13 protein-coding genes are annotated in these 13,261 nt (G+C 64.9%); 9 read left to right on the top strand and 4 right to left on the bottom strand.

Annotated elements, in window-relative coordinates; translation table 11 throughout:
• Positions 1-214: 214 nt before the first annotated feature.
• Genes AC1DHL_RS19015 through AC1DHL_RS19005 form a run of 3 tightly spaced genes read right to left on the bottom strand, consistent with a single transcriptional unit; the run spans position 215 to position 2,803 of the window.
• The gene (locus AC1DHL_RS19015; RefSeq protein WP_478162970.1) at positions 215-991 is read right to left on the bottom strand and encodes a glycosyltransferase family 2 protein; all 777 of its coding nucleotides are present in this window, start codon (positions 989-991) and stop codon (positions 215-217) included.
• Positions 958-1,755: a lysophospholipid acyltransferase family protein gene (locus AC1DHL_RS19010; protein ID WP_478162969.1), complete on the bottom strand. Its 798-nt coding sequence runs from the start codon at positions 1,753-1,755 to the stop codon at positions 958-960. Before AC1DHL_RS19010 ends, AC1DHL_RS19015 begins: the two co-directional genes overlap by 34 nt.
• Before the next feature lie 16 nt (positions 1,756-1,771).
• Positions 1,772-2,803 (bottom strand): chorismate transformation FkbO/Hyg5 family protein, encoded by a 1,032-nt coding sequence (locus AC1DHL_RS19005; protein ID WP_478162968.1) that lies wholly within the window; start codon positions 2,801-2,803, stop codon positions 1,772-1,774.
• A 215-nt stretch (positions 2,804-3,018) separates the two neighbouring features.
• On the opposite strand from AC1DHL_RS19005, the gene AC1DHL_RS19000 reads away from it, so the two are divergent.
• Genes AC1DHL_RS19000 through rng form a run of 8 tightly spaced genes read left to right on the top strand, consistent with a single transcriptional unit; the run spans position 3,019 to position 9,897 of the window.
• The gene (locus AC1DHL_RS19000) at positions 3,019-3,744 is read left to right on the top strand and encodes a YebC/PmpR family DNA-binding transcriptional regulator (RefSeq protein WP_478102820.1); all 726 of its coding nucleotides are present in this window, start codon (positions 3,019-3,021) and stop codon (positions 3,742-3,744) included.
• Positions 3,745-3,769: 25 nt separating this feature from the next.
• Complete coding sequence (gene purD, locus AC1DHL_RS18995; protein WP_478102821.1) at positions 3,770-5,065, top strand: phosphoribosylamine--glycine ligase; 1,296 nt, start codon at positions 3,770-3,772, stop codon at positions 5,063-5,065.
• Complete coding sequence (gene hemF, locus AC1DHL_RS18990; RefSeq protein ID WP_478102823.1) at positions 5,065-5,991, top strand: oxygen-dependent coproporphyrinogen oxidase; 927 nt, start codon at positions 5,065-5,067, stop codon at positions 5,989-5,991. The genes purD and hemF overlap by 1 nt, the downstream gene beginning before the upstream one ends.
• Before the next feature lies 1 nt (position 5,992).
• A complete protein-coding gene (gene nadD, locus AC1DHL_RS18985; protein ID WP_478102825.1) occupies positions 5,993-6,613 on the top strand; it encodes a nicotinate (nicotinamide) nucleotide adenylyltransferase in 621 nt (206 codons plus the stop codon).
• Positions 6,613-7,278, top strand: a complete 666-nt coding sequence (gene rsfS, locus AC1DHL_RS18980) for a ribosome silencing factor (RefSeq protein WP_478162967.1) — start codon at positions 6,613-6,615, stop codon at positions 7,276-7,278. Before nadD ends, rsfS begins: the two co-directional genes overlap by 1 nt.
• A complete protein-coding gene (gene rlmH, locus AC1DHL_RS18975) occupies positions 7,275-7,742 on the top strand; it encodes a 23S rRNA (pseudouridine(1915)-N(3))-methyltransferase RlmH (protein WP_478162966.1) in 468 nt (155 codons plus the stop codon). Before rsfS ends, rlmH begins: the two co-directional genes overlap by 4 nt.
• Positions 7,743-7,752: 10 nt before the next feature.
• A complete protein-coding gene (locus tag AC1DHL_RS18970; protein WP_478102828.1) occupies positions 7,753-8,358 on the top strand; it encodes a Maf family protein in 606 nt (201 codons plus the stop codon).
• Between the two features lie 12 nt (positions 8,359-8,370).
• A complete protein-coding gene (gene rng, locus AC1DHL_RS18965) occupies positions 8,371-9,897 on the top strand; it encodes a ribonuclease G (RefSeq protein ID WP_478102829.1) in 1,527 nt (508 codons plus the stop codon).
• A gap of 111 nt (positions 9,898-10,008) precedes the next feature.
• Here the strand turns inward: rng and msbA are convergent, their stop codons facing one another.
• Positions 10,009-11,793 carry a lipid A export permease/ATP-binding protein MsbA gene (gene msbA, locus AC1DHL_RS18960; protein WP_478162965.1) on the bottom strand — a complete coding sequence of 595 codons (1,785 nt, stop codon included), beginning with the start codon at positions 11,791-11,793 and terminating at the stop codon, positions 10,009-10,011.
• A gap of 236 nt (positions 11,794-12,029) precedes the next feature.
• Here msbA and tolB point away from each other — a divergent pair, with 236 nt between their 5' ends.
• On the top strand, positions 12,030-13,256 hold the full coding sequence (tolB, locus tag AC1DHL_RS18955) for a Tol-Pal system beta propeller repeat protein TolB (RefSeq protein WP_478102832.1): 1,227 nt from the start codon (positions 12,030-12,032) through the stop codon (positions 13,254-13,256).
• Positions 13,257-13,261 lie beyond the last annotated feature (5 nt).

Raw genomic sequence — 13,261 nt, 5'->3', positions numbered from 1 at the left:
GCGGGCGGTGTGCGCTGGGCCGGCCGTTGAGGCACCGCCGAGCAGCGCAGCGGTACGCGGATCAGGGCTGCGCGTGTTTGAGCGAAGCGAGTTTCGCGCGGACCCCGCGTACCGCGAGCAGCGCAGGGCAGCCGCGAAGCGGCCGGTGACGTCGGCCGGCCCAGCGCACACCGACCGCCTCCGCCACCCCAACCCCAACCCCAACCCCTAGAACTCAACCCTGAAACGGCGGCGCCCCCCGCATCTTGCGAAACAGCAGCCCCGGCAACCGCAGCACAAACTCCACCATCAGCCGCGCATGCATCCAGGTGAGCAGCAGGTTGTCGCGCACATAGCGAAAGTGCGACACCCCGCCTTCTTCCGCCGTCAGGTACTTCACCGGCGCGTCGATGTTGACTGGCTTGACGCCGCGCCAAGCCAACCGCACGACTGCTTCAGTGTCGAAGTCGAAGCGACGCATCCATGGTTGGCGGGCCATCGTGGCGATCAGGTCGGCGACTGGATAGACCCGAAACCCATAGAGCGAATCACCGACGCCTGCGAACAGGGTTTCGAGCTGGGTCCAACTGTTCGAGACGCGCCGGCCGCGCACCCGCAACAGCGGCGCGCTCGCATCGAAGACGGGGCGGCCGAGCACCATCGTCTCGGGCCGAGCCTGTGACGCTTTCATGAAGGCCGGGATCAGTTCCGCCGGATGCTGCCCATCGGAATCCATCGTGAGTGCATGCGTGTAGCCAGCCTCCTGGGCGGCACGCAGGCCGTGCAGCACAGCGGCACCCTTGCCCTGGTTGTGCGGCAGTACCCAGACCCGCAATCCCGGATCGGATGCTGCCATCTGCTGAATGCGTTCGGCGGTTCCGTCGGTGCTGCCGTCAACCACCACCCAGACCGGATTCCATTGAGCACGTGCCGCGTTGACCGTCGAGAACAGGCGTTCGCCCGTGTTGTAGCTGGGAATCAGGACAAGGTGGGTGCGCGAGACGTCTGGCATGCGGGCTGCGCGTGGGGAGCGCGCTGTTCCATGGATTGGCGGAAGTATTGTTCGATTTGCTGCAGCAGCGCATCGCTGTCCTGGGAGGGCGCGAAGCGTTGTCCCAACCGTAGCGTGAAAACGATGGGCAAGGGCGGTACGCGCCACAGCGGCCACCCCTTGGCCAGGTAGGGCGAATCAGTGTCGATGAAAACGGTCTGGATCGGTGCCTGCGCCAGCTTGGCGATCAGCGTGACGCCGGGCCTGAAGGCATTCAGGGGCGGCGTCACGGTCCGCGTGCCCTCGGGGAAGATCACCAACTGCCCGCCGTTCCTGAGGTCTTCGACGGCCAGACGCACCATCGTGCGGGCCGAGTCGTTGCGGATGTAGCGCGCCAGTCGTGCACCGGCACCGAGAAAGATGTTCCGCATCAGGTCGGCTTTCATGATGCAGGCACTGCGCGGCAGCCTTGCCACCAACAGCAGGGCATCGAGCATGGTGGGATGGTTGGCCACGAAGATCAGGCCGCGTTCGTCGCGCAAGGCGTCGAGGCAACTGGCGTCGATGCGCATCATGCCGCTGAAGGACGCCGCGGCCCAGAAGAAGCGGTAGGCGCGCGCGATGACCATTCGGCCCAGTGTGCGCCCTGTTTCCAGGGGCAGCACCGGGTAGAGCAGCATCGCAATCAGGTTCCAGACGAGGGAAATGCTCCCCAGCAAGGCGAGCAGGATGTAGAGCGGCAACGCGAGCGGGATCGAGAGCGCCTGACGAAGCGGCCGGTTCATCGCAAGAGGCGCGTCGTCAAGCGCGCAAGCTGCCGCTGGCAACGGCATGGGCTTCGATTTCCACCAGAAGGTCCTGGCGGCAGATGTCGGCTTCGAGGTAGACCGCGTGGCTGACCGTGTGCGCGTCCACGCCGAGCTTCTCTTCGAGCACCCGCCGCACGATCGGCGCGTCGGCCGCGCGGCGGACATACACCACGCAATCCAGCGCGGAGAGGTCGAACCTCGCGGTCGTCCGCTCATTGGCCGCGGCGATCACCGCGCCCAGGTTGCGCAGTGTTTCCTGCGTCTGGGTCAGAACTTCGCCGATGTGCACGGTCTCGTGCCCGACGATGCTGGCCGTTCCGGAGATGAAGAGCGCGACTTCGCCGCCGCCGATCTCCGCAATGGCGGCGCGCGAGAAGGTGGGTGCGCGCGGCCCGTAGGTCGGCGGATAGCGGTAGGCCGAGACCTGCCGCGGGTTCTCGATCGGCAACGGTGCCGTGCGCCCGGCGAGGAATCGGATGCAGAGCGCACCTTGATGGATGCCGAGCGCACAGGCCGCCGGTGCCCCTTCGAACGCAGCGTGGCCCGCTTCGACGAACGCCTCTTGCCGCCCGAGGTTGAACTGCCGGTAGCGTTCGAGACCGCCGCCGTCGCCATTGATCTGCGGGAGGTAGTTCCAGATGCGCAGCAGGTGCGCGCTGCCTGTTTGCTCCAGCGACCGGAAAAGATCGTGATAAGCCCGCTGGGCGAGCGTGGCCAGCCCCTGCTTTTCGACGGCTTCGTCAAGGTCGATCGCGCCGAGCATCCAGTGCCCGTCGCAGCGCCAGCGCACGACGCCGGTCGTTCCGGATTCGATGTGTTCGCTGGCGTGCCAGACGTCCGCCATGGCGCCACGCGCCGACAGCACGCGTGCATTCACGGTCGGCATCCACGGGAGCCCATCGGGGGTTCCGTAGCCAAGCGCACCGAAGGGTGAACGCCCGCTGGCGGCAAGGGCCAGGCTCTCAGGCAAGGAAAGACGCTCGACGCGCAGGGGCGGCGCCCCGAAAGGTACTCTTGCTGTCACTTGGCCTCGACAATGGTAGGAATGTTCATGCGCGGTGGCTGGGTGATCCAAAGAAGAAGATGCCGAGGAAGGCGGATGGCGCATCAGCGCGGGATTATCCCAAAAAGGCATCGACGCCCGCTTCACCGCCTGTCACATTGCGCCGGTCGCGGCCCGCGCCGGACAGTAAACTCGCTCCTTGCTTTTGAAAACTCAGGATAGCGAGAGATTGAGCCATGGCCGGACACAGCAAATGGGCAAATATTCAGCATCGGAAGGGCCGGCAGGACGAGAAGCGAGGAAAGCTCTGGACCCGCGCCATCCGTGAAATCATGGTGGCCGCGCGCACGGGCGGCGGCGACCTCGGCGCCAATCCACGGCTCCGGCTGGCGGTCGAAAAGGCCAAGGCGGTGAATCTGCCGGCCGACACCGTCAAGCGCAACATCGACAAGGCCACGGGCAACCTCGAAGGCGTCAACTACGAGGAAATCCGCTACGAGGGCTACGGCATCGGCGGCGCGGCCATCATCGTCGACACCATGACGGACAACCGCGTCCGTACCGTCGCCGAAGTGCGTCATGCCTTTGCCAAGCACGGCGGCAACATGGGCACCGAAGGCTCGGTGGCCTTCCAGTTCAAGCACTGCGGGCAGTTCGTGTTCGCGCCGGGTACCAGCGAAGACAAGGTCATGGAAGTGGCGCTCGAGGCTGGCGCCGAAGACGTGATCACCGACGACGACGGCGCCATCGAGGTGCTCACGGCTGTCGGCGATTTCGAGGCCGTCAAGAACGCCCTCGAGGCGGCCGGCCTCAAGCCCGAAGTGGCCGAGGTCACGATGCGCGCCGAAAACACCATCGACCTCGCCGGTGAAGACGCCGCGAAGATGCAAAAGCTGCTCGACGTCCTGGAAGACCTGGACGACGTGCAGGATGTCTATCACAACGCTGCGTTGTCCGAATGATGGACGCGCGAACGAAGGCCCGCGAATGAAGGTACTGGTGATCGGGGGAGGGGGCCGCGAGCATGCGCTGGCATGGCGGCTGGCGCAGTCGCAACGCGTGAGCAAGGTCTACGTTGCGCCGGGCAATGGTGGTACGCGCACCGATGCGCGCTACGAGTGCGTCGATATCTCGGAGCCCGCGGCGCTGCGCGCGTGGGCGCAGCAGGAAAAGATTTCGCTGACCGTCGTCGGGCCTGAGGCGCCGCTGGCGGCAGGCGTGGTCGACGAATTTCGCGCGCATGGCCTGCGCATCTTCGGGCCGACCAAGGCCGCCGCGCAGTTGGAGAGTTCCAAGGCCTTCTCGAAGTCGTTCATGAAGCGACACGGCATCCCGACCGCCGAGTACGAAGCCTTCACCGATGCCGCCGCTGCGCACGCCTATGTGGACGCCAAGGGCGCGCCGATCGTGATCAAGGCCGACGGGCTCGCGGCCGGCAAGGGTGTCGTCGTTGCCACCACGCTGGCGGAGGCGCACGAAGCCATCGACTTCATGCTGCTCGACAACAAGTTCGGCGTCTCGCACAACGAAGGCGGCGCCCGGGTCGTCATCGAGGAATTTCTCCAGGGCGAAGAAGCCAGCTTCATCGTCCTGTGCGACGGCAAGAACGTGACGGCGCTCGCCACCAGCCAGGACCACAAGCGACTGCTCGACGGCGACGAGGGACCGAACACCGGCGGCATGGGCGCCTATTCGCCCGCGCCGGTCGTGACCGCCGAGGTGCATGCGCGCGCCATGCGCGAAATCATCCTGCCGACAATCCGAGGCATGGAAAAGGACGGTATTCCGTACACCGGCTTCCTGTACGCCGGTCTCATGATCGATGCTGCGGGTCACCCCAAGACGCTCGAATTCAATTGCCGCATGGGCGACCCCGAGACGCAACCCATCATGTTGCGGCTCAAGTCCGACCTGTTCGAAGTCTTCTGGCACGCGACCGACAGCACGCTCGATCAGGTCGAGCTGGATTGGGATCGCCGCGTGGCGCTCGGCGTCGTGCTGGCGGCACATGGGTACCCGCTCTCGCCGCGCAAGGGTGATCGCATCACCGGGATTCCGCCCGAATCGCCCGATGCCGTGGTCTTCCACGCAGGCACCACGCTCGAAGGCAGCGAACTCACGACCAGCGGCGGGCGCGTGCTTTGCGTGACCGTGCTGGCCGACAGCGTCAAGCAGGCGCAGCAGCGCGCCTATGCGGTCGCGGCACGCGTCCAGTTCGATGGCGTGCAGTACCGCAAGGACATCGGGCACCGCGCCGTGCACGCGCGCGGTTCGCAATCTTGATGCAAACCCCGCCAGGCGTCGAGCCGGCGGAAGTCGGCGACTACCTTCGCGGCTTGCAGAAGAACATCGTCGCGGCCGTCGAGGCGGCCGACGGTGGCCGTTGCGTTCGCGACGAATGGCACAAGGATCCCGGCGAAGTCTTGCAGGGCAGCGGACTGACCTGCATCCTCGAAGGCGGTGTGTTGTTCGAGCGCGCGGGTTGCGGCTTTTCGCAAGTACGGGGCTCGAAGCTGCCGCCTTCCGCGACGCAGCACCGGCCTGAGCTTGCTGGCGCGCCTTTCAAAGCCATGGGTGTGTCGCTGGTGTTCCACCCGCGCAATCCATACGTGCCGACAGTGCACATGAACGTTCGGATGCTGGCTGCGCTGCCGGCCGATGCATCACCCGTGTGCTGGTTCGGCGGCGGCATGGATCTCACGCCGTACTACGGCTTTGAGGAAGATGCCGTCCACTTCCACCGGACTTGCCGCGATGCGCTCGCACCTTTCGGCGAGGACAAATACCCGCGCTTCAAGACTTGGTGCGACGACTATTTCTTCTTGAAGCATCGCAACGAGCAGCGCGGCATTGGCGGCATCTTCTTCGACGACTTCTCCGAACTCGGATTCGCGCAAAGCTTTGCCATGCTGCGTTCGGTCGGCGATGCCTTCGTGCCGGCCTACATGCCGATCGTCGAGCGCCGCCGCGACACACCCTACGGTGAGCGCGAACGCGAATTCCAGCTCTACCGCCGCGGTCGCTACGTGGAGTTCAACCTCGTGTGGGACCGGGGCACGCATTTCGGCCTGCAATCCGGCGGACGCACCGAATCGATCCTGCTCTCCATGCCGCCGCTCGCCAGCTGGGCCTATCGCCAGCAGCCCGAGCCCGGAAGCGCGGAGGCGGCGCTCTACAGCGACTTCATCGTGCGGCGCGAATGGCTCTGAAATGGCTCTGATGAAACCGCGGATCGGCGTCTTCGGCGGCGCCTTCGATCCGCCCCACGAGGCGCACGTTGCGCTGGTGCAAGCGGCACTTGCGCAACTCGATCTGGCCGAACTGCGGATCTTTCCGACAGGGCAGGCCTGGCACAAGGAGCGCACGCTGAGTGCAGCCAAGCATCGACTCTCCATGTCGCGGCTTGCCTTCGCCGGACTTGCAAACGCTGAGGTCGATCCTCGCGAAATCAACCGCCCCGGGCCCACCTACACACTCGATACCCTGCGCGAATTGCAACAAGAACATCCGGCCGCGCAACTCGTGCTGATCATGGGTGCGGACCAGGCTCTGTCGCTTCCCCGCTGGCACGGTTGGGAGGACATTCTTTCGACCGCTATAATTTCCGTAGCATATCGCGCAATATCCACGGGCTCTTCTGGCGAATTCGATCCTTCGAAACTGCCATCCCTTCCAGCCGGCGCGCGATTCGAAAAGCTCGAACTCCCGCCAATGGACATCAGCGCGACCGACATTCGGGCGCGCGCCGCGCATGGTGAGGGCCTGTACGAACTGGTTCCGCCGGCGGTTGCACGCTATATTGAACAACACCATCTCTACCGATCCGCCTGATGAGAACTGAAGCCGCCGCCAAAAAAGACACCCAGAAACTCCAGAGAGCCATCATCGATGGCCTAGAGGACGTCAAGGCGCAGGACATCCAGGTTTTCGATACCGAGCATCTGTCTCCACTGTTCGAGCGCGTGATCGTCGCTTCCGGAACCTCCAACCGTCAGACCAAGGCGCTCGCCGCGAGCGTGCTCGACGCTGTGCGCGAGGCCGGTTTCCACAAGCCGCGGGTCGAAGGTGAAGCCAACGGCGAATGGATCATCGTGGATTGCGGCGCGGCGGTCGCGCACATCATGCAGCCGGCCATCCGCCAGTACTACCACCTCGAGGAAATCTGGGGTGACAAGCCCGTGCGCACCAAGCTGGGTGCGACGAAGCCCACGGCGGTCAGGGCCTCCGAGTACGAAGAGAAGGCGCCTGCCGCGAAGAACACCTCGCTGCGCCGTTCGAGCGCAGCCAAGACAGCGATCCGCGCTGCCGAGCAAGCCGCCAAGCAGAAGCCCGCGGCCAAGAAGGTTGCAGCGAAGAAAGCGGCACCCAAGCCGGTCGTCAAGACCGTGGTCGTGAACAAGGCGCCTGCCAAGAAGGCCGCCGCGAAAACGCCTGCGAGGAAGACCGCACCGGCAGCCAAGAAGGTTGCGCGCAAGACCGCTGCCTCCAGGTCATGAAACTGCTGGTGGTCGCAGTCGGGCAGCGCATGCCCGACTGGGCGCAGACCGCCTGGGACGACTATGCCAAGCGCTTTCCGCCTGAGCTGAAGCTCGAACTCCGGGCGGTCAAGACAGAGCCTCGCGGTTCCAAGACCCTGGAAACACTCTACGCCGCAGAGCGCGAGCGGATCGAGGCCGCCATCGCCAAGGGCATGCGCATCGTTGTCCTGGACGAGCGCGGCACATCTCTCACCACGAAAGCGCTCGCCGCCCGGCTGCAGGCTTGGCAGGGCGAGGGCGACGATGTCGCATTGGTCATCGGCGGGCCCGATGGACTGGACCCGGCCTTCAAGGCCGCTGCGCATGAGCGGATCCGGCTTTCCGACCTGACGCTTCCGCACGCGATGGCGCGGGTGCTGCTGGTCGAGCAGCTCTATCGTGCCTGGTCGGTCAACGCGGGTCATCCTTATCACCGCGAATGAGCCGACTGGCATGAACCCCGGTTTCATCTACCTCGCTTCGCAGAGCCCGCGACGCGCGCAACTGCTCGGGCAATTGGGTGTTCGTCATGAACTGCTTCTCGCGGGCCCCGAAGAGGACGCGGAGGCGCTGGAGGCCGTGCAGCTCGGCGAATCGCCCACGGCCTACGTACAGCGGGTCACGGCGCTCAAGCTCGATGCGGCCGTCCGGCGGCACGAGCGTCTGGCACTTCCTGGCGCGCCGATCCTGTGCGCCGACACCACGGTCGCGCTGGGACGCACGATCTTGGGCAAACCGGAAGACGAGCCCGATGCCGAGCGCATGCTCGCCATGCTGTCCGGCCGTACCCACCGCGTGATGACCGCCATCGCGCTTCAACACGGTGCCGAACGCCAGGCGCTCCTCAATGTGTCCCATGTGCGCTTCGCGGCGATCGATCCGACGCAGATCGCGGCGTACGTCGCCAGCGGCGAGCCGATGGGGAAGGCGGGCGCCTATGCCATCCAGGGCAGGGCGGCAGCATTCATCGAACACATCAGCGGCTCGCATTCGGGCATCATGGGCCTCCCGATGTTCGAGACCGCCCGGCTGCTGCGCCAGGCTGGCTTCAGGCTTTAGACCTCACAACCGATGCAAGACATCCTGATCAACTGGTCCCCGCAAGAGACGCGCGTCGCCGTGGTCGAGCACGGCGCTGTCCAGGAACTCCACCTGGAACGAACGCTGGAGCGGGGGCTGGTCGGCAATATCTACCTGGGCAAGGTGTCGCGGGTGCTGCCGGGCATGCAGTCGGCCTTCATCGATATCGGGCTGGACCGGACCGCTTTCCTGCACGTTGCGGACATCCTTTCACCGTTCACCCCGGGCTCACGTGCCAGCACGGCATCGCCGGAGCGCGACCATCGCAATGCCGCCGTGATGGTTCCGATCGAAAAGCAGGTGTTCGAGGGGCAATCGCTGCTGGTTCAGGTGATCAAGGATCCGATCGGCACGAAGGGTGCACGGCTGTCCACGCAGATCAGCATCGCTGGTCGACTGCTGGTCTTTCTGCCGCAGGACAACCACGTCGGTGTTTCGCAGAAGATCCCGCCCGACCTTCGTGATGCGCTGCGCAGCCGGATGCAGGTGCTGATCGAGGCGGCCGCAGCGGCCGACGGCGGCGGCGTGGTTCCCGCGAACACCGGCGGCTTCATCTTGCGCACCAATGGCGAGGATTCGAGCGACGCCGAGTTGGCCGAAGACATTGCCTACTTGCGCAAGACCTGGTCGCGCATTCGCGAACTGTCGGTGCGCATGCCGCCCATGTCGTTGTTGCACCAGGACCTGAGCCTGCTGCAGCGTGTGCTGCGCGACATGACCAGCGAAGACACGCAGACGATCCGCATCGATTCGCGCGAGCAGTTCGACGTGCTGCTCAAGTTCGGTCTTGAATTCATGCCGCAGGCGGCGGGCAAGCTGCAGCTCTACAAGGGCGAGCGGCCGATCTTCGATCTCTATTCGATCGACGAGGAAATCGCCAAGGCGCTGGGGCGGCGTGTCGAACTCAAGTCGGGCGGGTACCTGGTGGTCGACCAGACCGAGGCGCTGACCACCGTCGATGTGAACACCGGCGGCTTTGTCGGGGCGCGCAATTTCGACGACACGATTTTCAAGACCAATCTCGAAGCCGCGCAGGCCATCGCGCGTCAGCTTCGTCTGCGCAATCTGGGCGGGATCATCATCGTCGACTTCATCGACATGGCGCGCGACGATCATCGCGAACAGGTGCTGGCCGAATTCCGCAAGCAGCTTGCGCGCGACAGGGTCAAGACCACGGCCGGTGGATTCTCGCAACTCGGGCTCGTGGAGATGACGCGCAAGCGCACCCGCGAGTCGCTGGCACACATGCTTTGCGAGCCATGCATTGCCTGCAGCGGGCAGGGCATCGTGAAGACGGCGCGCAGCGTGGCCTACGACGTTCTGCGTGAGATCCTGCGGGAGGCGCGACAGTTCACGCCGCGCGAATTCCGGATCGTGTCCTCGCCCCAGGTGATCGAACTGTTCCTCGACGAGGAGAGCCAGCACCTTGCGGGACTGAGCGACTTCATCGGCAAGCCCATCTCATTGCAGGCCGAACCCCAAATGGGGCAGGGCCAATACGACATCGTGCTTCTTTAGGCTCGCCCCCAGGTTGGCTCACTTCGTGTAGCCGCCCACCCCCTACCGGGGGCAACACCGGCGGCCCGGCAAAGCCGGTTCCGCGGTGTTTCTGGAAGAGGTTGCGCCGCGTTAGATCCTTGGATCTTGGCCAGGCTGGGCGCCTCGGACCGCTAGGTTTTGGAGGCGGGCGTAGAGGCCGTCGAGGGCCATCAGCTGGGCGTGGCTGCCTTGTTCGGCGATGCGGCCATGGTCCATCACGACGATGCGATCGGCGTGCTGGATCGTCGAGAGACGGTGGGCCACGATGAGGGTCGTGCGGCCTTGCATCAGGCGTTGGAGGGCCTCCTGCACCGAGCGCTCTGATTCTGTGTCGAGCGCTGACGTGGCTTCATCGAGCAGCAGGATGGGCGCATCCTTGTAGAGCGCCCGAGCAATGGCGAGTCGCTGTCTCTGGCCGCCGGACAACTGCGTCGCGTTGTGGCCCAGCACGGTGTCGATGCCGTTCGGCAGGCTCTCGACGTGCACCGTCAGGTTCGCAGCGGCCACGCAGTCGCTGATCCGGTCGCGATCGATCTCGGCGCCGAGGGCCACGTTGGCCGCGAGGCTGTCATTCAGCATGACGACGTCCTGGCTCACCATGGCGAACTGTGTACGCAGGCTCTTGAGCTGCCACTCTGCGACGTCGTGTCCATCGAGAAGCACCTTGCCGCCGCTCGGCAGCACGAAGCGCGGCAGAAGATTCACCAGCGTCGTCTTGCCGGACCCTGAAGGACCGACGAAAGCCACGACCTCACCCGGCTCGATGGTGAGATCGACGTCATCGAGCGCCCTCGATTCGTCGTCTCCGCGATAGGTCACACGCGCCTTGCGAAGCTCGATTCGTCCTTCGGCGCGGCGCACTTCGAAACGACCTTGCGGTTCGGCACCCACGGTATCTACCAGTTCGAGGCCGCGCTCAAGTGCCGCGAGCCCGCGAGTGATCGGATTCGCCATGTCGGCAAGCCGCCGGATCGGCGCGATCAGCATCAGCATGGCGGCGATGTAGGCGACGAAACCGCCGACGGTCAGGCCTTGTTCATTGCTCTGCCAAAGCGCGATCACGACCACCACCGACAGTGCAACGGCGGCAAGCAGTTGCGTCAGCGGCGTCATGGCAGCTGACGCAATGGTCGATTTCACCGCCAGCCGGTTGAGGCTGTGGCTCAGGCGCTCGAAGCGGTCCGTCTGGCTGGCCTGGGCGTTGTGCAGACGCACGACGCGATGAGCCAGCACGTTTTCCTCGACGACGTAGGCGAGTTCGTCAGTCGCGATCTGGCCGAGCCGCGTCAGATGGTAAAGGCGCTTCGACAGGACCTTCATGATCCAGCCGACGCCCGGCACGAGCACGCCGACGATCAGCGTGAGCTTCCAGTTCAGATAAAGCAAATAGAACAGCAGCGCGATCAGCGTCAGTCCGTCGCGCGACAGGYCCAGCAAGGCCTGCACCAACAGCATGCCGCCGGTCTGGACCTCGTACACGACGGTGTTTGACAAGGTGCTGGCGGATTGCCGCGAGAACAGCGCGAGCTCGGCCGCCAGCAGCTTCTCGAACAGCATGCGCCGAAGCCGCTGCATGCCTTCATTGGCGATGCGCGCGAGTGCGTATTGCGAAATGAACTGCGCCAGCCCGCGGACCGCGAAGAGAAGGATCATGCACACCGGCACGATCCAAAGAGCCAACTGGCCACGTGTGAAACCACGGTCGAGCAGCGGCTTGACCAAGGCGGGCATCAGGGGCTCGGTGAGCGCGGCAATCAGGGCTGTAAAGAATCCAAGGGCCCACCAGCGGCGCGAACCGCCGAACCAGGCCATCAGTCGCGCGAGTCGGCGCATCAAGGGGGGGCGCGCGACTTCGGCGGCGGGGGAGGGCTGCATGGCGGCGCATTCTACGTTCGCGCTTTCCTGTAGGACCGCGCCGGGTCATACACGTTTTGTGACGCTACGGGCATCGCAATGTGTACCATGTGGCCTCGTCAAGTCCGAGACAAGAAACTTATTCCTCGGAAACCTCTCCGAACCGCATGAAAAAGCAGTTGCAAGACTTTCCCCCAACCCCTTCTTCATCGTTCCTCGCTCGCCGCGCCTTGATTGCGGCTCTCGCTGCCTCCCCCATGATCCCCGCGCTCGCCCAGTTTCGGGTTGAAGTCTCGGGGGTCGGGTTGACGCAGCTGCCGATCGCGCTTGCCCCTTTCAAGGGTGAAGACGCCTCGCCGCAAAAGATCTCCACGATCGTTCAGGCCGACCTCGAGCGCAGCGGGCAGTTCCGCGGCGTCGATGCCTCCGGCCAGTCACTCGATGAAACCTCGCGTCCCGACCTCAGCCTGTGGCGTCAGCGCACGGCCGATTCGCTGGTCGTCGGCAGCGTGACCCGTCTTGCGGATGGACGCTACGACGTTCGCTTCCGCCTCTGGGACGTGGTTCGAGGCCAGGACCTCGGTGGTCAGAGCTACACCGTGCCGCAGGGCGACCTGCGCCTCGCGTCGCACCGGATCGCCGACTACGTCTACGAAAAGCTGACCGGTGAAAAGGGCATCTTCTCCACGCGCATCGCCTATGTCACCAAGGCCGGCAGCCGCTACAGCCTCTGGGTCGCCGATGCCGACGGCGAAAACGCACAGGCGGCACTCGCAAGCCCCGAACCGATCATTTCACCCCGCTGGTCTTCCAACGGGACGCAGCTCGCGTACGTGTCCTTCGAGTCGCGCAAGCCCGTGGTCTACGTGCACAACGTCGCGAGCGGCCAGCGCCGACTTGTCGCCAACTTCCGCGGCTCGAACAGCGCGCCGGCCTGGGCGCCCGACGGCAGCACGCTGGCCGTCACCTTGAGCCGCGATGGCGGCTCGCAGCTCTACACCATCTCTTCCAGTGGCGGCGAGCCGCGCCGGCTCACGCAGAGCAACAGCATCGACACCGAGCCGTTCTACTCGGCAGATGGCGGCACCATCTACTTCGTGAGCGACCGCGGCGGTGCGCCGCAGATCTACAAGATGGGTGCCAGTGGCGGCAACCCGACACGGGTCACCTTCACCGGCACCTACAACATCTCTCCAGCCATCAGCGGCGACGGCCGGTGGTTGGCCTACATCTCGCGCGTCAATGGTGGCTTCAAACTCCATGTGATGGAGTTGGCGAGCGGCAATGTGCAGGCCATCACCGACACCACCGCCGACGAGCGTCCGAGTTTTGCTCCAAACAGCAAGTTGATCGTCTACGCCACCAAGCTCCAAGGCCGCGAGGCGCTCATGACGACGACGCTGGACGGAAAAATAAAAGCACGCCTGGCGGGACAGGCGGGAGACATCCGCGAACCGGACTGGGGTCCGTTTCAAAAGCAATGATTAAC

Source organism: Variovorax sp. 10L426 (genome assembly GCF_056395305.1).
This window is presented reverse-complemented; position numbering and strand designations above follow the sequence as displayed.

Excerpts from the sequence above, each read along its gene's own strand:
- purD (WP_478102821.1), top strand. The coding sequence starts at position 3,770 with ATGAAGGTACTGGTGATCGGGGGAGGGGGCCGCGAGCATGCGCTGGCA.
- rlmH (WP_478162966.1), top strand. The coding sequence starts at position 7,275 with ATGAAACTGCTGGTGGTCGCAGTCGGGCAGCGCATGCCCGACTGGGCG.
- AC1DHL_RS18970 (WP_478102828.1), top strand. The coding sequence starts at position 7,753 with ATGAACCCCGGTTTCATCTACCTCGCTTCGCAGAGCCCGCGACGCGCG.
- tolB (WP_478102832.1), top strand. The coding sequence starts at position 12,030 with ATGATCCCCGCGCTCGCCCAGTTTCGGGTTGAAGTCTCGGGGGTCGGG.
- nadD (WP_478102825.1), top strand. The coding sequence starts at position 5,993 with ATGGCTCTGATGAAACCGCGGATCGGCGTCTTCGGCGGCGCCTTCGAT.
- rsfS (WP_478162967.1), top strand. The coding sequence starts at position 6,613 with ATGAGAACTGAAGCCGCCGCCAAAAAAGACACCCAGAAACTCCAGAGA.
- AC1DHL_RS19000 (WP_478102820.1), top strand. The coding sequence starts at position 3,019 with ATGGCCGGACACAGCAAATGGGCAAATATTCAGCATCGGAAGGGCCGG.
- hemF (WP_478102823.1), top strand. The coding sequence starts at position 5,065 with ATGCAAACCCCGCCAGGCGTCGAGCCGGCGGAAGTCGGCGACTACCTT.
- AC1DHL_RS19010 (WP_478162969.1), bottom strand. The coding sequence starts at position 1,755 with ATGAACCGGCCGCTTCGTCAGGCGCTCTCGATCCCGCTCGCGTTGCCG.
- rng (WP_478102829.1), top strand. The coding sequence starts at position 8,371 with ATGCAAGACATCCTGATCAACTGGTCCCCGCAAGAGACGCGCGTCGCC.
- AC1DHL_RS19015 (WP_478162970.1), bottom strand. The coding sequence starts at position 991 with ATGCCAGACGTCTCGCGCACCCACCTTGTCCTGATTCCCAGCTACAAC.